At 69.6% G+C, this 21,993-nt stretch carries 23 protein-coding genes; 13 read left to right on the top strand and 10 right to left on the bottom strand.

The annotated features are described in order from the left end of the window. Nucleotides 1-67 precede the first annotated feature (67 nt). A complete protein-coding gene (locus F9C12_RS23255) occupies nucleotides 68-613 on the bottom strand; it encodes a hypothetical protein (protein ID WP_409461840.1) in 546 nt (181 codons plus the stop codon). 279 nt (nucleotides 614-892) lie between these two features. Between F9C12_RS23255 and F9C12_RS23250 the strand changes: the two genes are divergently transcribed. Genes F9C12_RS23250 through F9C12_RS23235 form a run of 4 tightly spaced genes read left to right on the top strand, consistent with a single transcriptional unit; the run spans nucleotide 893 to nucleotide 4,470 of the window. Further along, nucleotides 893-1,540, top strand: coding sequence for an ABC transporter permease (locus F9C12_RS23250; protein ID WP_409186827.1), 648 nt, complete (start codon nucleotides 893-895; stop codon nucleotides 1,538-1,540). Then, nucleotides 1,527-2,723, top strand: coding sequence for an ABC transporter ATP-binding protein (locus tag F9C12_RS23245; RefSeq protein ID WP_409183970.1), 1,197 nt, complete (start codon nucleotides 1,527-1,529; stop codon nucleotides 2,721-2,723). The genes F9C12_RS23250 and F9C12_RS23245 overlap by 14 nt, the downstream gene beginning before the upstream one ends. Further along, nucleotides 2,720-3,499 (top strand): ABC transporter permease, encoded by a 780-nt coding sequence (locus F9C12_RS23240; RefSeq protein ID WP_409183969.1) that lies wholly within the window; start codon nucleotides 2,720-2,722, stop codon nucleotides 3,497-3,499. The genes F9C12_RS23245 and F9C12_RS23240 overlap by 4 nt, the downstream gene beginning before the upstream one ends. After that, nucleotides 3,499-4,470 (top strand): glycine betaine ABC transporter substrate-binding protein, encoded by a 972-nt coding sequence (locus F9C12_RS23235; RefSeq protein WP_409461839.1) that lies wholly within the window; start codon nucleotides 3,499-3,501, stop codon nucleotides 4,468-4,470. Before F9C12_RS23240 ends, F9C12_RS23235 begins: the two co-directional genes overlap by 1 nt. Nucleotides 4,471-4,520: 50 nt before the next feature. Here F9C12_RS23235 and F9C12_RS23230 read toward each other — a convergent pair whose 3' ends face one another. After that, nucleotides 4,521-5,000, bottom strand: coding sequence for a DUF6474 family protein (locus F9C12_RS23230; protein WP_409461838.1), 480 nt, complete (start codon nucleotides 4,998-5,000; stop codon nucleotides 4,521-4,523). Nucleotides 5,001-5,106: 106 nt separating this feature from the next. Here F9C12_RS23230 and F9C12_RS23225 point away from each other — a divergent pair, with 106 nt between their 5' ends. Further along, the gene (locus F9C12_RS23225; RefSeq protein ID WP_409183966.1) at nucleotides 5,107-6,753 is read left to right on the top strand and encodes a TM0106 family RecB-like putative nuclease; all 1,647 of its coding nucleotides are present in this window, start codon (nucleotides 5,107-5,109) and stop codon (nucleotides 6,751-6,753) included. 76 nt (nucleotides 6,754-6,829) lie between these two features. On the opposite strand, the gene F9C12_RS23220 is transcribed toward F9C12_RS23225, so the two are convergent. Further along, nucleotides 6,830-7,168, bottom strand: a complete 339-nt coding sequence (locus tag F9C12_RS23220; protein WP_409183965.1) for a MerR family transcriptional regulator — start codon at nucleotides 7,166-7,168, stop codon at nucleotides 6,830-6,832. Between the two features lie 662 nt (nucleotides 7,169-7,830). Between F9C12_RS23220 and F9C12_RS23215 the strand changes: the two genes are divergently transcribed. Both F9C12_RS23215 and F9C12_RS23210 read left to right on the top strand, forming a co-directional pair. Then, on the top strand, nucleotides 7,831-8,466 hold the full coding sequence (locus F9C12_RS23215) for a PadR family transcriptional regulator (protein ID WP_409461837.1): 636 nt from the start codon (nucleotides 7,831-7,833) through the stop codon (nucleotides 8,464-8,466). Nucleotides 8,467-8,623: 157 nt separating this feature from the next. Beyond that, nucleotides 8,624-9,304, top strand: a complete 681-nt coding sequence (locus F9C12_RS23210; protein ID WP_409183963.1) for a class I SAM-dependent methyltransferase — start codon at nucleotides 8,624-8,626, stop codon at nucleotides 9,302-9,304. A 54-nt stretch (nucleotides 9,305-9,358) separates the two neighbouring features. On the opposite strand, the gene F9C12_RS23205 is transcribed toward F9C12_RS23210, so the two are convergent. Continuing rightward, a complete protein-coding gene (locus F9C12_RS23205; protein ID WP_409183962.1) occupies nucleotides 9,359-10,117 on the bottom strand; it encodes an SDR family NAD(P)-dependent oxidoreductase in 759 nt (252 codons plus the stop codon). Nucleotides 10,118-10,289: 172 nt separating this feature from the next. Here F9C12_RS23205 and F9C12_RS23200 point away from each other — a divergent pair, with 172 nt between their 5' ends. Then, complete coding sequence (locus F9C12_RS23200) at nucleotides 10,290-11,597, top strand: UDP-glucose dehydrogenase family protein (RefSeq protein WP_409461836.1); 1,308 nt, start codon at nucleotides 10,290-10,292, stop codon at nucleotides 11,595-11,597. 136 nt (nucleotides 11,598-11,733) lie between these two features. Further along, nucleotides 11,734-12,114 carry a VOC family protein gene (locus F9C12_RS23195; RefSeq protein WP_409183960.1) on the top strand — a complete coding sequence of 127 codons (381 nt, stop codon included), beginning with the start codon at nucleotides 11,734-11,736 and terminating at the stop codon, nucleotides 12,112-12,114. A gap of 29 nt (nucleotides 12,115-12,143) precedes the next feature. On the opposite strand, the gene F9C12_RS23190 is transcribed toward F9C12_RS23195, so the two are convergent. From F9C12_RS23190 to F9C12_RS23175, 4 genes are read right to left on the bottom strand one after another with little or no spacing between them, the layout of a single operon-like run. Next, on the bottom strand, nucleotides 12,144-12,527 hold the full coding sequence (locus F9C12_RS23190; RefSeq protein WP_409183959.1) for a hypothetical protein: 384 nt from the start codon (nucleotides 12,525-12,527) through the stop codon (nucleotides 12,144-12,146). Nucleotides 12,528-12,579: 52 nt separating this feature from the next. After that, on the bottom strand, nucleotides 12,580-13,467 hold the full coding sequence (locus tag F9C12_RS23185; RefSeq protein ID WP_409461835.1) for a VOC family protein: 888 nt from the start codon (nucleotides 13,465-13,467) through the stop codon (nucleotides 12,580-12,582). After that, on the bottom strand, nucleotides 13,460-13,984 hold the full coding sequence (locus F9C12_RS23180; protein ID WP_409461834.1) for an RNA polymerase sigma factor: 525 nt from the start codon (nucleotides 13,982-13,984) through the stop codon (nucleotides 13,460-13,462). The genes F9C12_RS23185 and F9C12_RS23180 overlap by 8 nt, the downstream gene beginning before the upstream one ends. Before the next feature lie 45 nt (nucleotides 13,985-14,029). Next, a complete protein-coding gene (locus F9C12_RS23175) occupies nucleotides 14,030-15,472 on the bottom strand; it encodes an MFS transporter (RefSeq protein ID WP_409461833.1) in 1,443 nt (480 codons plus the stop codon). Nucleotides 15,473-15,575: 103 nt separating this feature from the next. On the opposite strand from F9C12_RS23175, the gene F9C12_RS23170 reads away from it, so the two are divergent. Continuing rightward, the gene (locus F9C12_RS23170) at nucleotides 15,576-16,421 is read left to right on the top strand and encodes a helix-turn-helix transcriptional regulator (protein WP_409461832.1); all 846 of its coding nucleotides are present in this window, start codon (nucleotides 15,576-15,578) and stop codon (nucleotides 16,419-16,421) included. Here F9C12_RS23170 and F9C12_RS23165 read toward each other — a convergent pair. Further along, nucleotides 16,358-16,990 carry a dihydrofolate reductase family protein gene (locus F9C12_RS23165; protein WP_409461831.1) on the bottom strand — a complete coding sequence of 211 codons (633 nt, stop codon included), beginning with the start codon at nucleotides 16,988-16,990 and terminating at the stop codon, nucleotides 16,358-16,360. The genes F9C12_RS23170 and F9C12_RS23165 overlap by 64 nt on opposite strands. A gap of 134 nt (nucleotides 16,991-17,124) precedes the next feature. Here F9C12_RS23165 and F9C12_RS23160 point away from each other — a divergent pair, with 134 nt between their 5' ends. After that, nucleotides 17,125-18,246 carry a sensor histidine kinase gene (locus F9C12_RS23160; protein ID WP_409461830.1) on the top strand — a complete coding sequence of 374 codons (1,122 nt, stop codon included), beginning with the start codon at nucleotides 17,125-17,127 and terminating at the stop codon, nucleotides 18,244-18,246. Continuing rightward, nucleotides 18,243-18,920: a response regulator gene (locus tag F9C12_RS23155; protein ID WP_409461829.1), complete on the top strand. Its 678-nt coding sequence runs from the start codon at nucleotides 18,243-18,245 to the stop codon at nucleotides 18,918-18,920. Before F9C12_RS23160 ends, F9C12_RS23155 begins: the two co-directional genes overlap by 4 nt. 133 nt (nucleotides 18,921-19,053) lie before the next feature. On the opposite strand, the gene F9C12_RS23150 is transcribed toward F9C12_RS23155, so the two are convergent. After that, complete coding sequence (locus F9C12_RS23150) at nucleotides 19,054-20,634, bottom strand: acyltransferase family protein (protein ID WP_409461828.1); 1,581 nt, start codon at nucleotides 20,632-20,634, stop codon at nucleotides 19,054-19,056. Nucleotides 20,635-20,827: 193 nt separating this feature from the next. Here F9C12_RS23150 and F9C12_RS23145 point away from each other — a divergent pair, with 193 nt between their 5' ends. After that, complete coding sequence (locus F9C12_RS23145) at nucleotides 20,828-21,979, top strand: hypothetical protein (protein WP_409461827.1); 1,152 nt, start codon at nucleotides 20,828-20,830, stop codon at nucleotides 21,977-21,979. The last annotated feature ends 14 nt before the right edge of the window (nucleotides 21,980-21,993 follow it).

Raw genomic sequence — 21,993 nt, 5'->3', positions numbered from 1 at the left:
AAAAGGGGGGAAGGGTGGTCGTGCGTGGCAATCACGGTTAGAACCGGGATTAACACTCACGAGGGGTTCAGGAGCCCCCAGGCGGCCCGCGCCGCCCCCGGACCCGGCGCAGTTCAACGGTCAGCAACGGCACCACGCCAGCCGCACGCGGCCGCGCGACTCCCCCCGCCGCCGCCGGGACCGGCACCGGCCGGACCAACAACGGCAGGATCACCCGCACCACGTGCAGCACCGCGAGCAGCATCGCGTCCGCCCGCGCCAGCACCAGCGCGGTGAGCAGGGTCGCGACCGCGTGCGCCGCGGTCATCGCCCAGCCGTCCGGCGCGGCGGCGGCCCCGCTCGGGTCGTGTCCGCCGAGCGTCGTCAGCACCAGGTGCATGACCAGCTGTCCGCCGCCGAGCACCGCGATGGTGCCGAGCGGTCCGCGGGCCCGGCCGGCGAGCGCGGTGGCGGTCCAGCCGAGCAGGCCGGTGAGCAAAAGGGTGAGCGCGGGATCGGGCAGCCCGCCGTCGGCGACCGCGTGCGCGGTGACGGCGAGTGACGCCGAACTCAGCGCGAGCAGCCCGCCGCGGACAGCGGCGAGTGCGCCGCGGTGCCGGGCCGGAGTGCTCATTCGGGCAGCTTAACGGCACTCCGGTGGGTGACTGAAGCGTCTCGAATGGTGAGCACCTGCGGAAAACGCACAGGTGGGCGGGTCTCGATCCGGTAAAAACCGTCCGGTGGGGCCGCTCGCTTCGGTTGCCGACCCCTGGCGGATGCGAAACGGTGGCAAGCACAACCGAGAAGTGGGGGTTTCGACCGTAGCCGTTCCGGGTAGTCACCCTGCCGATTGATGGGCTACTCCGAACGGGTGACGTCCGGGGCTCGCAAGCTGGCGGGAGAACGAATACGGATGAACCTCTTCGAGTACATCTCGGACCGGTGGGGAAGGCTGCTGCTCCAGGCGTGGCTGCACACCAGCATGGTCGTGCAGTGCACGATCCTCGCCGCGATCCTGGGCGTGCTGATCGGCATCGCCGTCTATCGCAGCCCCATCGGCTCCGCCGTCGCCACGGCGCTGGCCAGCACGATCCTCACCGTCCCGTCGTTCGCGCTGCTGGGTTTGCTGATCCCGCTGTCGGGCCTCGGCTCGACCACCGCGGTGATCGCGCTCGTGCTGTACGGCCTGCTGCCCATCGTCCGCAACACGATCGTCGGCCTCGACGCGGTCGACCCGGCGATCACCGACGCCGCCCGCGGCATCGGGATGAGCCGGATCTCCGTGCTCACCCGGGTCGAACTGCGGCTGGCCTGGCCGGCGATCCTCACCGGCATGCGGGTCGCCACGCAGATGCTGATGGGCATCGCGGTGATCGCGGCGTACGCCAAGGGCCCCGGCCTCGGCGCGGAGGTCTTCTCCGGCCTCACCAACGCCGGGAGCACGAACTCCCTCAACCAGGCCCTCACCGGCACCGTCGGCGTCGTCATCCTCGCGCTGGTGCTCGACGGCATCTACGTCCTGATCAAGCGATTCACCATTTCTAGGGGTGTCCGTGGCTGAGCACACTGCGACCGAAGAAACCGTCTCCGGCGTCGAGATCGAACTCGACCACGTCACCAAGCGCTACTCCGGCACCCGCGCCCCGGCCGTCGACGACTTCTCGATGGTCGTGCCCGCGGGCAAGATCGTGGTCTTCGTCGGCCCGTCCGGCTGCGGCAAGACCACCACCATGCGGATGATCAACCGCTTGATCGAGCCGACGTCCGGCCGGATCACCATCGGCGGGCAGGACGCGCTGAAGCTCGACGTGGACACCCTGCGCCGCCAGATCGGCTACGCGATCCAGCAGGCCGGGCTGTTCCCGCACTTCACCGTCGCGCAGAACATCGCCGTCGTGCCCGGTCTGCTCGGCTGGGACAAGAAGAAGATCACCGCGCGGGTCGAGGAAATGATGGACCTGGTCGGCCTCGACCCGGCCGATTTCCGCGACCGCTACCCGCGCCAGCTGTCCGGCGGCCAGCAGCAGCGCGTCGGCGTGGCCCGCGCGCTCGCCGCCGACCCGCCGGTGCTGCTGATGGACGAGCCGTTCGGCGCGGTCGACCCGATCACCCGCGGCAACCTGCAGGACGAACTGCTGCGGCTGCAGACCGACCTGAAGAAGACGATCGTCTTCGTCACGCACGATTTCGACGAGGCGGTCAAGCTCGGCGACCGGATCGCGGTGCTCGGCAACCAGTCGAAAATCCTGCAGTACGACACCCCGGAGTCGATCCTGGCGAATCCGGCCGATGACACCGTGGCCGGTTTCGTGGGCGCCGGCGCTTCGCTCAAGCAGCTGACCCTGCTGCGCGTGCGCGACGTCGAACTGCAGCAGGACGCGCTCACCACGACGATCGACGAATCGCCCGCGGACCTGCGGGAGAAGCTCAGCAAATCGCGCAAGCCGTTCGCGCTCGTGCTCGACCAGCGGCGACGGCCGATCCGCTGGGTGCACGTGCGCGAACTGACCAACGCCACCTCGCTGGGTTCGGTCGGCAAACCGCTGCGCGACATCGTGAGCCTCCAGTCGACCCTGCAGGACGCGCTCGAGGCGATGCTCGCCGAAGGCGGTTCGGTTCCGGTCACCGGCGCGCGCGGCGAGTACGCGGGCACGATCAAGCTGGACACGGTCATCGCGACCATCCAGCAGCTGCGCGACGAGCACGCCGACGACCACGTCGAAGAGGACGGGGCCACGGCATGACCGCTGCCGTCGATACCGGATTCAGTACCGAGTCAGGCTCCCGTCGCGCGGAACGCGTCCGGCTGTTCGCGCAGCCCGCGGTGGTCGTGCTGATCGTCGCGGCGACGCTGGCCTGGGTGTTCGCCAGCGGGCTCACCGCGACCGAGAAGGAAACGCTCAACGCGACGTCGCTGCTCACCGCGCTGCGCGACCACGTGGCGATGACCGTCGTGGTCACCGCGATCGTGGTGCTGGTGGCGGTGCCGCTCGGCATCGTCGTGACCCGGCCGTGGGCGAAGTGGCTCGCGCCGGTCTTCCTGGCGATCGCGAACATCGGACAGGCCGCGCCCGCGCTGGGCGTGCTGGTGCTGTGGTTCATCTTCACCGGCGCGGTCGGCGGGCTCTGGGTCGCCGCGCTGCCGCTGGCGTTCTATTCGCTGCTTCCGGTGCTGCGCAACACGATGGTCGGCATCCAGCAGGTCGACCCGTCGCTCATCGACGCCGGCCGCGGCATCGGGATGTCCGCGCAGAAAGTGCTGTGGCGGGTGGAATTCCCGCTCGCGGTCCCGCTGATCCTCGCCGGGCTGCGCACGTCGCTCGTGCTGGCGGTCGGCACCGCGACGTTCGGCATGTTCGTCAACGCGGGCGGGTTCGGCCTGTTGATCGACACCGGCTACAAGCTCAACCTCACCAAGGTGCTGATCACCGGTTCGGTGCTGGCCGTCGCGCTGGCGCTGCTGGTGGACTGGCTGGGCGCGGTCGCCGAGCAGTACTTCGGACCGAAGGGACTGCGCTGATGAACGTCCTGAAGAAAGCGGGCGCGCTGGTCGGCGCCGCCCTGCTCGCCGGGACGCTCTCGGCGTGCGGGCTCGACGTCAACACCTCGATCCCGTTCAAGATCGAACCCGGCTCGATCCGGCCGATCCCGGCGTTGAACGGCGTCCGCGTCGTCGTCGGGTCGAAGGATTTCACCGAGAACATCATCCTCGGGTACATGGCCGAAATGGCGCTGAGCGCGGCGGGCGCGGACGTCATCGACCTCACCGACATCAAGGGGTCGAACTCGTCGCGGCAGGCACTGCTCAACGGGCAGACCGACGTGACGTGGGAGTACACCGGCACCGGCTGGATCAATTACCAGGGCAACGAACTGCCGGTGCCGGGCGGGGAGAAGGCGCAGTACGAGGCCACCGCGAAGGCGGACGCGGAGAAGTACGGCGTCACCTGGCTGAACTACTCGCCGCTGAACGACCAGTACGCGTTCGCCACCACCGAGGCGTACGCGGCGAAGAACAACCTGAAGACGACCACGGACCTGGCGAAATTCCTCACCACGCATCCGGACCAGAACCGGTTCTGCCTGGAGACGGAGTTCACCAGCCGCCAGGACGGGTTCCCGGCGGCGGTCAAGGCGTACGGGTTCAAGAACCCGAAGATCGAGAACTTCGGGATCGGCACCATTTATTCGGCGGTGGCCAACGGCACCTGCCCGGTCGGCGAGGTGTTCACCACCGACGGCCGGATCTCCGGGCTGAACCTGCGCGTGCTCGAGGACGACAAGAAGGCGTTCCCGCAGTACAACGCGGCGGCGACGCTGCGCACGGAGTTCCTGAACCAGCATCCGGAACTCCGCGGGCCGCTGGAGACGGTGGGCGCGGCGCTCGACAACAAGCAGATGGTCGAGCTGTGCAAGAAGGTCGACGTGGACGGCAAGGACGCGGGCACCGTCGCGCACGACTGGATGCTGCAGAAGGGCTTCATCAAGTAGGGCCTCGTGCGTGGCTATGCCGGTTCTCACCGGCATAGCCACGCACGAGGTCAGATGCCCAAGCGGTGCAGCAGCTGCTCTTCCAGCCGTTCGAGTTCGCCGGTGACCGCGCGGTGCGCGGCTTTGCGCCGGGCCGCGGGCATGCGCTCGGCGGCGCGCACCGTGGCCGACAGCTGCTCCAGCGTCGACTGCGTTTCGACGGCGAACTTCTGGTCCTGCTCGGTCGCCTTCGCCGACTTCTTCAGCTCGCCCAGCCCCTGCACGAGGCCCGCGATCCGGGCGTGCAGAGCCGCGCCGCGGCCGGTGTACTCGCCGAGCTGATCGACGGCGACGCCGAGCTTGCGGGCCTGGTAGCGGTCGTATGCCTCCCGCGCCGCACCCGCCGCGCGGACCGCGTACGGCGCGAGCACCGGCAGCACCGCCGGCCCGAGCACCTTGGCCACCGCGACCGCGTTCTTCGCCTTCTTCGGGGTGAACCGGGCTTCACCCTCGTCCTGCTTGGCCTTGTCCTGCTTGGCCTTGCGCGCCATGGCCGTTACCTCCCACGCCTTCTCCGGATGAACTTACTGGTCCCCGACGGGATGGGCATGTCGGCTCGCGCGGGGAATGTCGTACCCACGATCTATTGTGATCGCTATGGGAGACGAGGTGTTGCTCGACGCGGGAGCAGTGAGTCGTTGCCGCCGCCGGGTGCACCTGGAACACGACCCGGCGATGCGCGACGTGCCGCTGCCGCCGCCGGATCCGACCGCGCAACAGCGCATCGACGACGCGACCGCGCACCGCGAGGAAATCCTCGAACAGCTGGTCGCGGCCTCGGGGCCGGACGCCACGTGGGCGCGGGTGCCGCGCACCGCCCCCGCGGGCGAGCGGGTGCGGCTCACCGAGCAGGCGTTCGCCGATGCCGCGCAGTACATCTGGGGCGCGTTGCTGCCGCCCGATCCGGCGAGCCACCGGCGCGGCGGCATCGACCTGCTCGTGCGGGTCGGCGACGGTTACGTGCCGGTGCTGGTGGTCCGGCACCGGATCACCGACCGCGGCCAGGGCGCGCCCACCACCGCGATGACGGAGCTGGACCCGGCGCGCCGTTCGCCGGACGAACTGCGCAAGGTGCGCTCGCAGCCGCGGGACCAGCTGCGGCTCGCGCATCTGCGGCGAATGCTGGAGACGTACGGAAAGGCGGCCGGCGGAGCCGCGGTCGGCGGGGTGATCGGTCTCGACGCCGATGTCGTCGTCTGGCACGACCTCACCGCGGGCACGTGGCCGGGCGGCCGCAGCGCGCTGGAGGAATACGACGCGCGTTTCGCGGACCGGCTCGCGGTGGCGACCGCGGCCGCCACCGGCGCCGAAGCGCTGGCCGCGCCTTCCCGCGTGCTCGAATGCCGCCGGTGTCCGTTCTGGGCCACCTGCGAGGTCGTGCTCACCGAAACGCGCGACGTGAGCCTGGTCGTGCGCGGCGAGGACGCGGGCGAGCTGCGCCGCGTCGGAGTGTCCACTGTAGACAAGCTGGCCGCGCTGGACCCGGCCGCCGAGCCGCCGCCGATGAACTGGACCGGCGGCACGTTCTCGGACGCGATCATGCTGGCCAGGGCGTGGCTCGCGGATCTCACGGTGGTGCGCCGCACGCCGGAGGTCGAGGTGCCGCGCGCGGACGTCGAGGTCGACGTGGACATGGAGAGTTTCGGCGATTCCGGGGCTTATCTGTGGGGGACGCTGCTGTCCGGAGCGGACATCGGGGTGCCGAGGGGTTATCGGGCGTTCGCGACGTGGGAGCCGTTGCCGACGGTGGACGAGGCCCGGTCGTTCGCGGAGTTCTGGGCCTGGTTCACCGACGTGCGGGAGCGGACTCTCGCCGCCGGACTCACTTTCCGGGCGTATTGCTACAACGCGCTCGCGGAGAACCGGTGGCTGTTCGGATCCGTCGAGCGGTTCGGGGAGTATCCCGGGATACCGGAGAAGCGCACGGTGCAGTCCTTTGTGGACTCCGACGAGTGGGTGGATCTCTTCCGCAGCGTCACCGATCAGTTCCTGTGCTCGCGGGGCAAGGGGCTGAAGGTGATCGCGCCGGTCGCCGGATTCTCCTGGCGGGATCCCGAAGCGGGCGGCGAGGCTTCGATGCGGTGGTACCGGGACGCGGTCGGCATGGACGGCGAGGTTCCCGACGACGAGCAGCGGGAGCGGTTGCTGCGGTACAACGAGGACGACGTGCTGGCGACCAAGGCGCTGCGGGAGTGGATGACCTCGCGGGCGCAGGACGAGGTCCCGTACATGCTGGACATCTGACCGGAAGCCGGGGCGGGGCCGAGGGAGCCGGGAGTGTGCCGCGGTGTCCGGTCAGCACACTTGACCCGGCGGAAGGTTAATCGGCGGAGCGCAGTTCCTCGTTCTGGCGCTGGGCCTCGTGGAGCTGGTCCTCGAGGGCGACGATGCGGCAGGCGGCGTCGACGGCCGTGCCCTGGTCGACCAGTTCTCGCACGCGTGCGGCGAGGCGCAACTGCTGGCGGGAGTAGCGGCGATGCCCTCCGGACGAGCGCTGCGGCTCGATCAGGCCGGCCTCGTCCAGGCTGCGCAGGAAGTTCTGGCTGGTGCCGAGCATCTCGGCGGCCCGGCCCATGGTGTAAGCGGGGTATTCGTCGTCGTCGAACTTGTCGGCCCCGGGTGAACCGGCGGCCGGGGCATCGCGTGGGTCAGGGGTCATTCCACCTCCACATCACAAGGGACCCCGGATGCCGCGCGGCACCCGGGGTCCCAGGGTTGGGTTCCATCATTGTCAACCGGCCGTGAAGCCGGCCTCTGGCATCCGCGGGATCCGTTCACCGGACATTCCGCGCGGAGATCGCTGATTCGTAACCGAGAACCACCTGCCAATCGGATGGGACTGCGGTACCCGCGCGGCACTCCTGCTCCGCCGCCGCGGGCGATCCAATGATGTGACCGTTCCCTTCTTTCCGGTGTTTCTTCTTGCGGTACTGCACTTTCGGTACTGCGACTGCCTGCGCCGTCACCGGCTGGAACCCTTTCCCTGCTCGGCCCCAGCACGCGTAACGCCGCTGGTCACTGCCCGGAGCCCGGTCCAGCATCGGCTCCGGCCACCTGACCGTTCCGCACTGCTTGGCTTGCCAGTGCGGTTCCTGCACTTGCGTTCACTTCACGGGCAGTTCGTCATCTCCCGTGCCTGATCGACATTGTCTTTGCGCTTACGAGGAGAAGATTACCCGTCTCCGCAACCGAATGTCTACCCCAGCGACAGTAGATTTTCTCCTCTACGCCCGGACGGGTTGCCGGAGGAGAAGAAATCGCAGCTCAGCCGGGTTTCCGCTATACTCGTCGGCGAGTACTCGCTTACGAGGAAGGCAGCGCATGAAGCGGCGGAAGGTGGCCAACTTGCTGGGCCTCGCCGTGCTGGCCACGGTGTTCGAGCGGCCGATGCATCCGTACGAAGTCGCCACTCTCCTGCGGGAACGCGGCAAAGAGGGCGACCTGAAGATCAAATGGGGCTCGCTCTACACGGTCGTCGGCAACCTCGAGAAGCACGGTTTCCTCGAAGCGGTCGAGAACGTGCGGGAGGGCGCGCGGCCGGAGCGGACCGTGTACCGGATCACCGAGGCGGGCCAGGCCGAGATGGAGGACTGGATCGCCGAGCTGCTCGCCGTGCCGGAGGAGGAGCCGTCGCGGTTCCACACCGGGCTGTCGGTGATGCTCGCGCTCACCCCGGAGGTCGTCGACCGGGAGCTGGAGCACCGGGTCGGCGAGCTGGAGCGGCTGATCGGCGAGCGGGTCGAGGCGCTGGCGAAGATGCGGGCCGAGCTGCCGCGGCTGGTCCTTCTCGAGGCGGAGTACCAACTGGCGATGTGGCGCGCGGAGGCCGAATGGGTCCGCGGGCTGCGCGAGGAGCTGGCCACCGGCGCGATACCGGGGGTCGAGGAATGGCGGCGCTACCGGGAAACCGGGGAGCTGCCCGACATGGCCGCCTTCGTGGCGAACGAAGGCGAATAAAAGGTCCCGGAGGAGGTGCTGGCACACCGCCGCCGGGACCGGAACCGTCGAACCGGAAACCGCGAGCGCGGAAACCCTGTCCTCAGGCTGCGTCGACCAGGATACGGGCCACCCTCTCGCGTCCACCGGTTCGGCACCGACCGAACAGGGAGAAATCATGGGGAACACCCAGGTCAAACGTCATCGCACGAAACTGCTGCCGGAGATGGAGGGGCCGGTCGCCCGGGCGTACGCGCGCGGGCGGGGAACCGAACCGCAGCTCGTGCAGTACCGCGAATCCGCCGAGATGCTGGTTTCGGAGCTGGCCGAAGGCTCCGACGTGCTCGAGGTCGCGCCCGGTCCGGGGTTCTTCGCGGTGGAGCTGGCCCGCACCGGGCGGTGCGCGGTGACCGGGCTGGACGTCAGCCGGACGTTCGTGCGGCTGGCCAAGGAGTACGCGCGGGAGCAGGGCGTCGAGGTGGACTTCCGCCGCGGCGACGTGGCGGCGATGCCGTTCGCGGACGGCTCGTTCGACTTCCTGATCTGCCAGGCGGCGTTCAAGAACTTCGCCGACCCGGTGGACGCGCTCGACGAAATGCACCGGGTGCTGCGGCCGGGCGGTGTCGCGCTCGTCCAGGACCTGAGCAAGAGCACCACGGACGCGGAGCTGGACGCCGAGGTCGCGCGGATGAATCTCGGTCCGGTGGCCACGTTCGCCACCGTCCGCACGCTCCGCGGCCTGCGCCGGCGGGCGTACACCCCGGAGCAGTTCACCGCGACCGTCGCGGAGAGCAAGTTCCGCACCTGCGAGGTGACCCCGGACGGGATCGGCCTCGAAGTGCGGATGCGCAAGGACTGACCCGGACGGGTGGCTGTGCCGCTGAGGGGTCGGCACAGCCACTAGCCGGGCAGGTCAGCGCGGGGCCATCCGCAGCGAGCCGTCCATCCGGACGACCTCGCCGTTGAGGTAGTCGTGGTCGATCAGCGACAGGGCGAGCTGCGCGTACTCGTCCGGCCGCGCCAGCCGCTTCGGGAACGGCACCCCGGCGGCGAGCCCGGCGCGGAATTCTTCGCTGACGGTGGCGAGCATCGGGGTGTCGACGATGCCGGGGGCGATCGTCAGCACGCGGATGCCGTGCGAGGCGAGGTCGCGCGCGGCGGGCAGCGTCATCCCGACCACGCCGCCCTTGGACGACGCGTACGCCACCTGCCCGATCTGGCCGTCGAAGGCGGCGACGGACGCGGTGTTGATGATGACGCCGCGTGCGTCGTCGGCCAGCGGCTCGGTCTTCGCGATCGCCTCGGAGGCGATGGTGAGCACGTTGAAGGTGCCGATCAGGTTGATCTGGATGACCTTCGCGTACAGGCCGAGGTCGTGCCTGCCCTTGCGGGACAGGATGCGCGCGGACGGGCCGATGCCCGCGCAGTTGACCACCGTGCGCAGCGGTGCGCCGGAGCCGGCCGCGGTGTCGACGGCGGCCTGCACCTGGTCCGGGTCGGTCACGTCGGCCTCGACGTAGGTGACGCCGTCGATCCGCTCGGCCTTCTCGATCGAGGGCGCGAGGTCGAGGGCGAACACTCGCGCGCCTTTCGCGGCCAGTGCCTTGGCGGTCGCGCCGCCGAGCCCGGACGCGCCACCCGTGACGAGCGCTGCGGTGTCGGTGATCTGCATCTTCAGCCTTCCTCCTGCTCTCGGTGCCGCGGTGCACCTCCGCGCCCAGGTTAACGCTCGTTCGCACCCGTGCCGGAGTGTGCCGCCTCACCCGCTTCTCGTCGCGAGGAGTATTCGGCCGCGACCGCTTCCGTTAGCGCTGAGGTCAACTCCGGCTGTCACCTTCAGCGTCATGAGCTCAGCTCGGATCGTGGTGGTAGGGACGGGATACGTCGGATTGACCACGGGGGCTTGTCTCGCGAGCCTCGGGCACCGCGTCACCTGTGTGGACGTGGACGTGGCGAAAGTGAACCGGCTGTCGGCGGGCCGGGTGGACATCCTCGAACCAGGACTGGCCGAATTGGTCGTCCGCGGACTGGCGAACGGGCGGCTGTCGTTCGTCGTCGGCGCGCGGGAAGCCGTTCGCGGCGCCGACGGCGTGTTCCTCTGCGTGCCGACGCCGATGGGTGCGGGCGGGTCCGCGGATTTGCGCGCGGTGGAGGCGGTGACCGCCGAGATCGGCGACGTGCTGCCGCCCGGCTGCGCGCTGATCACCAAGTCGACGGTGCCGGTCGGCACCGCGAAACGAATCGCCGCGATGGTCGGCCGGGACGACGTTCCGGTGGTCTCCAATCCGGAGTTCCTGCGCGAAGGCACTGCGGTGCAAGACTTCCTGAACCCGGACCGGATCGTGGTCGGGTCGGATTCGCGGGCCGCCGCCGCGTGGGTCGGGCAGCTGTACGGCGATCTCGCCGCACCGGTCGTGGTCGCCGACGCGGCGAGCGCGGAACTGGTCAAATACGCGGCGAACTGCTTCCTCGCGCTCAAACTGTCCTATGTGAACTCGATCGCCGAACTCTGCGAACGGCTCGGCGCGGACATCGACCTGGTCACCGAAGGCATGGGCTACGACCGGCGGATCGGCCGCACCTTCCTCAAACCCGGCCCGGGCTGGGGCGGTTCGTGCCTGCCCAAGGACACCAGCGCGCTGGTCAAGGTCGCCGAATCGGTCGACTACGACTTCCGGATGCTGACCTCGGCGATCGACGAGAACATCGCCCAGCGCGACCGCATTGTGGCGAAGATCGCGGGCGCCTGCGGCGGAACGCTGGCCGGCGCGCGGATCGGCGTGCTGGGCCTGGCGTTCAAAGCGGGTACGAACGATCTGCGCGATTCTCCCGCGCTGGCGGTGTCTTCGGTGCTGGGCGCGCTCGGCGCGGAAATCACCGCGTACGACCCGGCGGTGTCCGGCGGCATCGCCGGGATGACCGTCGTGGACGATCCGTACCAGGTGGCCAAGGACGCGGATGTCGTTGTGGTGCTGACCGAATGGGCCGAGTTCCGCAATCTCGACTGGGTGGCGATGGCGGACGCGATGGAGGGCGACGACGTCGTCGACACCCGCAATCTGCTCGACCCCGGGATGATTCTCGACGCCGGGCTGTCCTGGCAGGGCGTCGGCCGTCCGCGCGCGGCCCGGCGCCGGGTTCCCGTTTCCTGATTGGAGATCCGCCTCCGCCGCGCTATGCTTTCCGGCGGCATCGCGTGTCGGTCACCGGCTGGGTGAGGCATGGAGGTGCTGGGATGCCTTCTGGAGGCATTGCTTCGTGTCTGTTTCTCTTGAACTGAATCATCTGATGGTCCCGTCCCGGGACAACCGCGAATCCGCCGAATTCTTCGCGCACCTGCTGGGTTTCGAGATCGGGCAGGAGTGGGGACCGTTCATCCCGGTGGAAACCAGCAATGGCGTGCGGCTCGACTTCGCCACCGTGCCGGACGCCGATCGCAAGCTGCAGCACTACTGTTTCCTCATCCCCGAGGACGACTTCGACGCGTTTTTCCTGCGGTTGAAGGAAACCGGGGTCGCCTACCACGCCGATCCGATGGGCGAGCAGGTCGGCGAGATCAACCACAACCACGGCGGCCGCGGCGTGTATTTCCTTGACCCGGGTGGAAACGGGATCGAGGTCATCACGCAGCCGTACGAGCCGGAGCGCAAGCGGCCGTCGAGCTGGTAAGTCCTTTATGGACGGACGGCGGGTGCGCGTCACAGCGGAAGCGAGGCCCACCCGCCGCCCGCGGCCAGCAAGGTCCGCACGCTCTCCGCGTGGTCGGAGAATGCGGCCAGGTCGGCGTGCAGCAACGCGGCCCGTTCGGAATCGAGCGGGTCCGCGTCGTCGCGCCACAATTCGAGCGTCCAGTTGGCGGCCAGCAGCATCGAGCGCACCAGCCCGGCGACCGCGGAGTCCGGCTGGTCGTACGCGGCGAGAATCTCGTCGCACGTGGTGAAGCACCGTTCCAGGCCGCGGACGGCTTCGGCGGGCGTGCCGTCCCAGTCCGGTCCCGGCCAAGCGCACGAGCCCAGGGCGAGCCAGAGCTGCCAGCCGGCGGTCAGCTCGGCTTCGTCACGGGGCGTCCAGTGCGCGGCCATCTCTCGAGTGTGCGCCCCGGCGGCCGGTTTGCCGCCGGGGTTTTGGCCGAGGTCACGTGCGTGGCTGTTCCCACAGCCAGAATTCGATCCCCTGGTCGTCGGCACAATCCGCCGTTCGGCCGTACGGCTGGTTCTCCACCTCGCCTGCCCGGCCGCCCGCCTCGCGCACCCGGTCGAGCGCGGCTTCGAGGTCGTCGACGGCGAACATCAGCTTCCATCCGGTCTGCAGCTCCGCCCCGCCCCACAGCCCGCCGGGCAGGCCGTGGCCCTCGATGCGCCACGCGGTCGGCAGGCTGCCCTGGGTGAACTGCCAGCCGAGCACCGCGCCGTAGAACGCCTTGGCCCGGCCGTCGTCGGGCACCTGGAAGGTGAAGTACCCGGCCTCGCCGTGCCGGTACGTGCGCTCCTCGGGCGCCTTCGAGCGCGGCGCGGCCTGCGCGACCAGCCACCGCTGGCCGTACGGGTCCTTGATCGCGCCGTGCAGTCCATGGCCGCGATCCTCGACCGGACGCAGCAGTTCCGCGCCCAGCTCCACCGCTCGCTGCGCCGCGCGCCGGGGGTCGGGCACCTCGACCCGCACCATCGCACCGCCCTCGGGAGCGACGACGTTGCCCATTTCCGGGAATTCCTCGGCGAGCATCAGCACACTGCCGCCAATGGCGACTTCGGCGTGCCCGATCCGGCCGTCGTCCATCACGATCGGCTCGGACCGGCGTTGTGCCCCGAAGACCTCGACGTAGAAGTCGAGCGCGGCCCGGGCGTCGGTCACCGCGAGGTACGGCGTGAGCGCACCTACTTGGGCCTGCTGGGTTTCGGTGGTGGTCATCTCCGCTCCGTTCAGGATCAGGCGGCGGAGGTCGTCCCGCAGCTGCTCGGCGAAGGCCGGATCGGGGTCGGCCGGAGTCGAAGGCAGTGCGAGCGCGTCGAACGGTTCAGGCATCGCGTCCCTCCTTCTCCTGGTAGCTGCGGCGGAACGCGGTTTTGGCCCGCGTCAGCAACGCCTCCGTCGCGTGGATGGTCCGGCCGAGATGCGCGGCGACGTCGCGCACCGGAAGGCCGTCGACGTACCGCAAGGTGAGCACCGCCCGCTGCGAGACGGTCAGCGTTTCGAGCACCTGCCGAGCACGCAGGGCGTCGAGCTGCTCGTCCCAGGGATCCTCGACGTCGTCCTCGGCGTCGTGCACGAGCCGCAGCCCGCGCTGTTCCCGTTCGGCGCGCCGCCAATGGTCGGCCAGCTTGTGCCGGGCCACCCCGATCAGCCAGGGCGTGCTCACCGGCGGCGCGTGCTCCTTGCGGCAGGCGGCGACCGCGCCGAGGAACGTCTCCGACGTCAGTTCCTCCGCCAGCACGCGGTCGCCGCACCTCGCGAGCAGGTAGCCATAGACCTCCGGCAGGGCCTTCTCGTAGAGGCCGAGCAGCGCGAAGGCCGGGTCTGGCTGCACCCGAGGTTCCGTCACATCTCCATCGTCGTCCGGGAGCGGAGTTTTCCGTCGGGCGAATTCTCAGCGAGGATCGGGAAGTGTGCGAGCCAGCCCGCTCACCAGCAGCGCCAGCACCGCCAGAATCCCGATGACCAGCACGAACGCACCCTGGTAGCCCATCGCGCCCGGCACGCTCAGGCTCGCGAACAGGCTGCCCAGCACCGCGACGCCCAGCGCCAGCGACGTCTGCTGGGTCGTGGTCAGCACGCCACCGCCGACACCCGCCAGGTCGGCGGGCACCCGGGACAGCACGACCCGGAACAGCGTGCTCATCGCGAGCCCGTTGCCGACGCCGATCAGCACCATCGCCGGGGCCAGCTGCCAGATCGACAGGTCGGGCCAGTCCAGCAGCGCGGTTCCGGCGAGCGCGATCAGCCCGACGGTGAGGATCAGCCCGCCGATCGGCACGATCTTGCGGCCGAACCGGGCGACGAGACGGCTGCTGACCAGCGAGGTCGTGAAGTACGCGACCGCCATCGGGGTCAGGGCGAGTCCAGCGCCGAGCGGGCCGAGGTGCAGGCCGTTCTGCAGGGTCACCGCGTAGACGAACATGAACGAGCCGAAGGTGCAGAAGAACGGCACCGCGACGGTCAGGCCGTGCCGCACGCTCGCGGTGCGCAGCAGGGCCGGCGGCAGCAGCGGGGTGCCGCCCGCGGCCTCGAGATTCCGCTCGACGCGGGCGAAGCCGTACGCCGCGAACGGGAAGACCACCAGCAGCGCGATGCTCCACCACGGCCAGCCGAGCGCGCGGCCCTCCATGATCGGGATCAGCAGCGACAGCAGCGAAACGGCCAGCAGCACGGTGCCCCAGCGGTCGACGCCGAGCGGGTTGCTCGCCCGGCTGTCTGGCACCGTGCGGCGCGCGAGCAGCAGCCCGATGAGCCCGATCGGCACGTTGACCAGGAAGATCGGCCGCCAGCTCAGGTCCCACACGTTGGCCGCGACCAGCGCGCCGCCGAGCAGCTGGCCGACCACGGTGGCGATGCCGCCGGTCGCGCCGAAGAGACCGATCGCGCGCGAGCGGCGTTCGCCGGACGTGCCGGCCTGGATGATCGACAGCACTTGCGGCAGCAGCATCGCCGAAGCCGCGCCTTGGGCGACGCGGGCGATGACCAGCGTGGCGGCGTCCGGGGCGACCCCGCAGGCCAGCGAGGTGAGCGTGAACAACGTCAGGCCGAGCAGGAAGAGCTTGCGGCGGCCGAAGGTGTCGCCGAGCCGCCCGCCGAGCACGAGCAGCACCGCGTACGCGATGCCGTAGCCCGCGACGACGAGTTCGAGGGTCGCGGTCGACGCGTGCAGATCGGCATCGATCGTGGGCAGTGCGACGTTGACGATGAAGAAGTCGATGATCGGCAGCGCTGCCCCCAGCAGCACGGTGATCAAGCCGGCGGACGAGAGGCCCGTCCTCTCCGGCGTCCCGGCGGCGGTGGTGACCGATGCCGGGGCGGTGGTGGTAGTCGTCATGAGTGCTACGTTCCGCCGCGCCAGACCCTGGTACCAGGTGTGCTTTTATCCTGGTACTGGGACTACCTGGTAACAGGGTCGAAGCCGTGCTTACCTGGTATTCGTGACCAGTGGCATCGAAGACCGGCTCCGCCGGACCGAACTGGGAGAGTTCCTGCGCAACCGGCGCGGGCGCATCACGCCGGAGCAGGTCGGCCTGCCGCTCGGCGGCCGCAGGCGCACGCCGGGGCTGCGCCGCGAGGAGGTCGCGCAGCTCGCCGGGGTGGGGGTCACCTGGTACACGTGGCTCGAACAGGGCCGCGACATCAACGCGTCCGAGCAGGTGCTCAGCGCGATCTCCCGCACGCTGCGGCTCGACCCGCACGAGCACGTGCACCTGTTCACCCTGGCCGGTGCGCCGCAGCCGGTGCCGGAGAAGAAGAACTGCTCCGCGATCACCCCGTCGATGCAGGACATGATGGTCCAGCTGGAGCCGTTCCCGGTCGCGGTCCGCAACGCGCGCTTCGACGTGCTCGGCCACAACGCCGGTTACGACTGGCTGATGGGCGGCGTCGACAAGATCCCGTACGAGGAACGCAACACGCTCGTCCAGTGCCTGCTCAATCCCGAGTGGAAAGAGCGGATGGTCGACTGGGAACAGAACGTGCCGCGGATGGTCTCGTCCTTCCGCGCCGCGATGGCCGAGCACATGGCAGAGCCGGGCTGGAAGTCGCTGGTCAAACGGCTGAAAGCGGAGTCGCCGTGCTTCGCGGAGCTGTGGGACCGCCACGACGTGAACACCGAGCAGGCCAAGAGCAAGCGCTACCTGCACCCGGAAGCGGGCCTGCTGACGTTCGATTTCACCTACCTCTACGCGGGCCGCCGCTCGGAGATCCGGATGTCGGTCTACACCCCGGGCAACGCCGAGACGCTGGAGAAACTGCGCGAGTTCGTGCCCGCGACCGGATAGCGCAGGTGCGTCACGCCCTCGCCGACGGTGACGTCCGGCGTACCGAGGCGCACCGGGTCGAGCCCGAACTCGCCGAACAGCGGCACTCCGCCGCCGAGCAGTACCGGCACCAGATCAATCCGCACCGCGTCGAGAAGCCCGGCTTCCAGGCATTGCCGGGCCATCTCGCCCGCGTTCACCCCGACGTCGCGGCCGTCAGCCAGCTCCTTCGCGCGCGCCACCGCGGCCTCGATGCCCTCGGTGACGAAGGTGAACGGCGAGTCCTCCCACCCGGCAGGCGCTCGATGCGTCACCACGACCACTGGCCCGCCGAACGGATGCGTCCCGCCCCAACCTGAGGTCATGTCGAACAGCCGCCGTCCGACGAGCAACGCCCCGGTCGATTCCAGCTGCGCGCGCAGCACCTTGGCGCTCGCCGGGGACATGCGCAGCACGCGGTCCGGCTGTGCGGTCGGCACCTCCTCGGAACCGCCGCCCATCCAGCCGAAGAGCAGATCGAACCCGGATTCGCCCGGTCCGGCCACGAACCCGTCCAGCGACATGCTCGCCCCCGCCACTACCTCGCTCATCACCGTCTCCGTTTCTGTCGTTTACCTAGTGAACGGAGCCGGACAAGCGCTCTCGACATACCGCGCCACGCGTAGCCCGATCCCGCGCCTCACGACGGACGCGCCCGCCGACCTTCCCCGGTAGTTTTCGCTGCATGCACTACTGGTGGCGGGCGCAGAACCCGTGGTTCGGGCGGGTGTTCCGGACCTTCGTGGTGCTCGCCTTCGTGCTCGGCGGCTCCAGCGCGTCCGGCCGCTGGCAGCACGCCTCGCACCCGTTGAGCGCGCTCGGTGCCGCGTGGCTGGCCGCGACCGTGCTCACCTTGCTGCTCGTGCACCGGTACCCACTGCCGCTCTTCGTGCTCACCGCGGCCTCGGCGTACGCGTACTACCTGTCGCCGGAACCCGGCGGCCCGGTGATCATCGTCCCCACCGTGGCGCTCTTCGTGCTCACGCGGCGGCACGGCCCGGTGGTCGCCGGGAGCACCGGCGGAGCTGTTCTCGTGGCGGCGTACCTCGTCCACGTCATCCTCAAGCAAACGTTTGCGGTCAGTGTTTGGGCGCTGTTCGCCGTGGTCTGGATGGCCGCCGTGATCGGCATCGCGACGGCGGTCCGGTTCCAGTTCGCGGCCGTCGCCGCCCGGCGTGAGCAGGCGGACGAGCATCGGCACCGGATGGCTGAGCAGGAGCGGCTTCGCATCGCCCGCGAGGTGCACGACGTTGTCGCACACAGCCTCGCGATGATCAACGTCCAGGCGGGCGTCGCGGCGCACGTCGCGGATCGGCGGCCGGAGCAGGCGAAAGAGGCGCTGCTCAACATCAAGGCGGCCAGCGCGTCCGCGCTCAACGACCTCCGCGCGACGCTCGCCGTGCTGCGTTCCGGCGAGAACCGTGCGCCCGCGCCGAGCCTCGCGCAGGTCGAGGAGCTGCTTGACCACGCGCGGGCCGCCGGGTTGCAAGTCGAGCTGCACGGCGAAGCCGGCGACCTGCCCGCACCGGTGGACGGGGCGGCGTATCGGATCCTGCAGGAGTCGCTGACCAACGTCGTCCGGCATGCCGACGGGGCACAGCGCGTCGAGGTCCGCTTCGAGCGCGAACCGGGCACGCTGGTCCTGCTCGTGCGCGACGACGGCCACGGCACCGTCCAGCCGACGCCCGGGCACGGTCTGCGCGGCATGCGGGAACGGGCGACGGCGCTCGGCGGCAGTGTCGAGGCGAGCGTCACCGGGCAGGGTTTCCAGGTGCGGGCGGAATTGCCCGTGGAGGGGGAGAAATGACCATCCGCGTCGTGCTGGCCGACGACCAGGCCCTGGTCCGCGCCGGATTCCGGTTGCTGCTGGACACCGAGGACGGCTTCGAGGTGGCCGGCGAGGCGAGCGACGGCGAGCAGGCCGTCGCGCAAGCGGTCGAGCACCGGCCCGACATCGTCGTGATGGACATCCGGATGCCCGGCACCGACGGCCTCGAAGCGACCCGCCGAATCACCTCGCACCCGGACCTCGGCGGGGTGAAAGTGCTGGTCCTGACCACCTTCGACGTTGACGAGTACGTCTACGAGGCACTCCGCGCCGGGGCCAGCGGCTTCCTGCTGAAGGACACCGAGCCGGTCGAACTTCTGCACGCGCTGCGCGTCGTCGCGGCGGGGGAGGCGCTGCTCGCGCCGACGGTCACGCGCCGGTTGATCGCCGAGATCGTCGGACGGCCCGAGCACCGGCGGATCGACACCTCCGCCGTGCGCGAGGTGACCGAACGCGAACGCGAGGTGCTGGCGCTGGTCGCGGGCGGATTGTCGAACGACGAAATCGCCGCCCACCTGGTGATCTCCACGGCGACCGCGCGGACGCACGTCAGCCGCATCATGACCAAGATCGGCGCTCGCGACCGGGCCCAGCTGGTGGTTCTCGCCTACGAATCCGGCCTCGTCACCCCGCGCCGCGGCTCGTCCTCGTGAGTGGCTATGCCGGTTCTAACCGGCATAGCCACTCACGAGCCCTCGCACGGGTGAGCTAAGCCGGGAGTGTGACTTACGCCGTGTCGGTGAACGCCTCCCACCTTCGCGCGCCCTACCGGAAGAGCATCACCTCTCAGCGAGGGGTGTGGCGGAAGGAGTTCGGGTGGCGTGGGAAATCGTCCTGGTCGCCGCGCTGGCCCTGGTTTTCCTGGTCCGGCTGGTAGCGCAGCTCCGGCGGAGCTGACGGACGCGGGCGCGGCGGCATCGCGCGGCGCACCGGCGGTTCGGCGGTGCGGTCGACGCCGGATTCGGTGACCGGACGCGCCCGATGCGCGCCGCCGTTCGCGCGAGGGGCCATCCCGCGTGGCTGGCCGACCCGCGGAGCGTCGTTCGGCAGCGGAGCGCCGTTCCTCGGCAACTGCCCGTTCGGCACCGGACGCGGCCGAGGCGCCGGACGCCGCGGCGGCAGCGGTCCGGCGGGAATCTTCGGGATCTCCGTGGTCACCTCGGCGGCGTCCACGTACTGAGTCTCTTCCCCCGGCGTTTCGACCGGCGGTTCCACCTGCGGGGCGGGCGGTTCCGGCGCGGGCGGAGGCGGCTTCGGCCGGTGCGACAACCGCCGCGCCAGCGAGTGGCTCGGCCGCTCCACGAACCGGTAGCTGAATTCGACCACGCCGAACACCGCCGGGATCACGATCAGCAGCGCGATCGGCAGCGGCACCGCCGGGCGCAGCAGCTGCAGCAGCACGAACGTGACCAGCATGTGCAGCAGGTAGATCGAATAGCTGCGCTCGGACAGCATGGTCCAGATCTTGCGCTGCTTCAGCCGGTCCTCGGCGAACATGCCCATCAGGAAGCAGGTGACCGCGAACGCCAGCGCGAGGTTGTACGAGCTGTCCACGCGGCCGACGTTGATCACGTCCGCCAGCACGTACAGCGACCACGCGCAGCCGCCGTACAGCGCGCCGGTCCAGAGCGGGATCTGCTTCTTGGTCGTCGCCCAGATGATCTGGCCGATCACCATCGCGGGCAGGTACGAGACGTTCACCGCGAACAGCGACCACGACGGTCCGAGCTGCGAGCGGCTCATCATCACCACGAAAATGAACGTCAGCTCGACCGCGATCGCGAGCCACACCCATCGGCGCAGCAGCGGCAGCACCGCCATCAGCAGCAGGTAGAAGATGACCTCGACGATCATCGTCCAGGCCACCGGCACCAGCACGACCTGCGGATAGATCAGGTAGTTGGCCAGCGTGGTGTTGGTGAAGACGGTGAGCGGGTTCAGCGTCTGCGCCTGGCCGGTCGACGGCGGGTGCAGGTTCACCAGCAGCAGGAAAGCCGTCAGCAGCACTACGAACAGCATCGGCGCGTACACCCGGATGAACCGGTTGAGCGCGAATCGCCCGGTACCCTGGCGCAGCGCGATCGGCGTCACGACGAAACCGCTGACCAGGAAGAAGAACGGCACCGCGATCTGCCCGATGCCCTGCTTCGCCATGTGCATCGGGTCGCTCGTGAGCGCCTCGATGAAGTCGATGTACGGGGCTTTGTCGTTCTTCGCGATGACCCACGGATGGGCGATGTGGCTGTAGAAGACCAGCAGCGCGCCGAGGCCGCGGCCGATGTCGATGAAGACGATCCGGGTCTTCTTCGGCAGTGCGGGCGACGGTTCGGCCAGAGCAGCGGAATTCGGCTCGGCCAGCGTGCTCACCCCCGTCTTCCGCTACCGGCAACCTCGTGAAGGTTACCGCCTCGTACCCCCGGCCCGGGCGTACTCCCCGCAATTGGCGGCCGGCGCGGGATTCGTCACAACACCCGTTCTGGCCTCGGATTATGTAGCCGGCAGGTACGATCAGACAGAAATTCGTCCGTTTTTCACGAAGTAGCTCAGGAGTTCGGGGAGCGTGCAGCAGTCCAGTCTCGACGGGGCCGTCGAGCGTCCGCCGACCCTGCGCGCCGCTTTCCGCCAAGCCGTCCCGGCGATCAGCCTGTACCTGCTGTTCCAGCTCGTCGCGTTCGGCGTGCTGTGGATGATGAGCTGGAAGGCCGACGTGTCGCCAGGCCGGTTCATCGACGATTTCGACGCCAACTGGTTCGTCACGGTCGCGCAGCACGGCTACGACCAGCCGATCACGATCGGCGTCGACGGGCTTCCGGTCGAGAACAGCCTGGTGTTCTTCCCGCTGTACCCGGCGACGGTGGCGCTGCTGACGCTGGTCGGGATCCCGCCGCTGGCGGCCGGGATGACGATCTCGCTGCTGGCCGGATGCGCGGCGGCGTGGGGCCTGTTCGTGCTGGGCCGCGACCTGGCCGGACCGCGCGTGGGACTGCTGGTCGCCGTGCTGTGGTCGATCGGGCCGGGGTCGACGGCACTGCACCTGGCGTATTCGGAAGCGCTGCTGATGGCCCTCGTGGCCTGGACGTTCGTCCTGCTCTCCCGCCGCGAATGGCTGGCCGCCGGCGGACTCGCGGTGCTGGCCGGGCTGACCCGGGCCAGTTCCGGCGCGTTGATCGCCGCGGTCGGCATCGCCGCGCTCATCGCCGTTTTCCAGCGTCGCGACGGCTGGCGGCCGTGGGCCGGCGGGCTGCTCGCGCCGCTCGGCCTGCTGGGCTACCTCGGCTACGTCTGGATCCAGACCGGCCGTCCGGACGGCTGGTTCTGGCTGCAGACCGCCTGGCGGATGCGCTTCGATTTCGGCGTCTTCACCTGGCTCCAGGTCCGCGACGGCCTGACCTCGGACGAGGCGAGCTGGATCACCGTGACCGCGCTCGTCGTGCTCGCCGCGGTGGTGTTGCAGTTCTGGACCTGGGCGACGCGGCTGCCGTTGCCGTGGCAGATCTACGGCACGCTCACCGTGGTGATCGCGCTGTGTTCCTCGAACTTCTTCCAGTCCCGTCCGCGGTTTCTGCTTCCGGCGTTCGTGCTGACCGTGCCGGTCGCGCTCCTGCTGGCGAAGCTGCCTAACCGGGTACTGGCGGTGCTGCTGCCGGTGATCACGATCGGAAGCGCTTGGTACGGCGCGTTCCTGCTGACCATCGCGCACGTGGCGCCCTGAGCCGCCACGTGCGC

This window comes from Amycolatopsis sp. GA6-003, assembly GCF_046267895.1.
In the GTDB taxonomy this organism is placed as follows: domain Bacteria; phylum Actinomycetota; class Actinomycetes; order Mycobacteriales; family Pseudonocardiaceae; genus Amycolatopsis.
The sequence above is the reverse complement of the archived record's forward strand: the minus strand, read 5'-3'. Positions and strand labels throughout refer to the sequence as shown.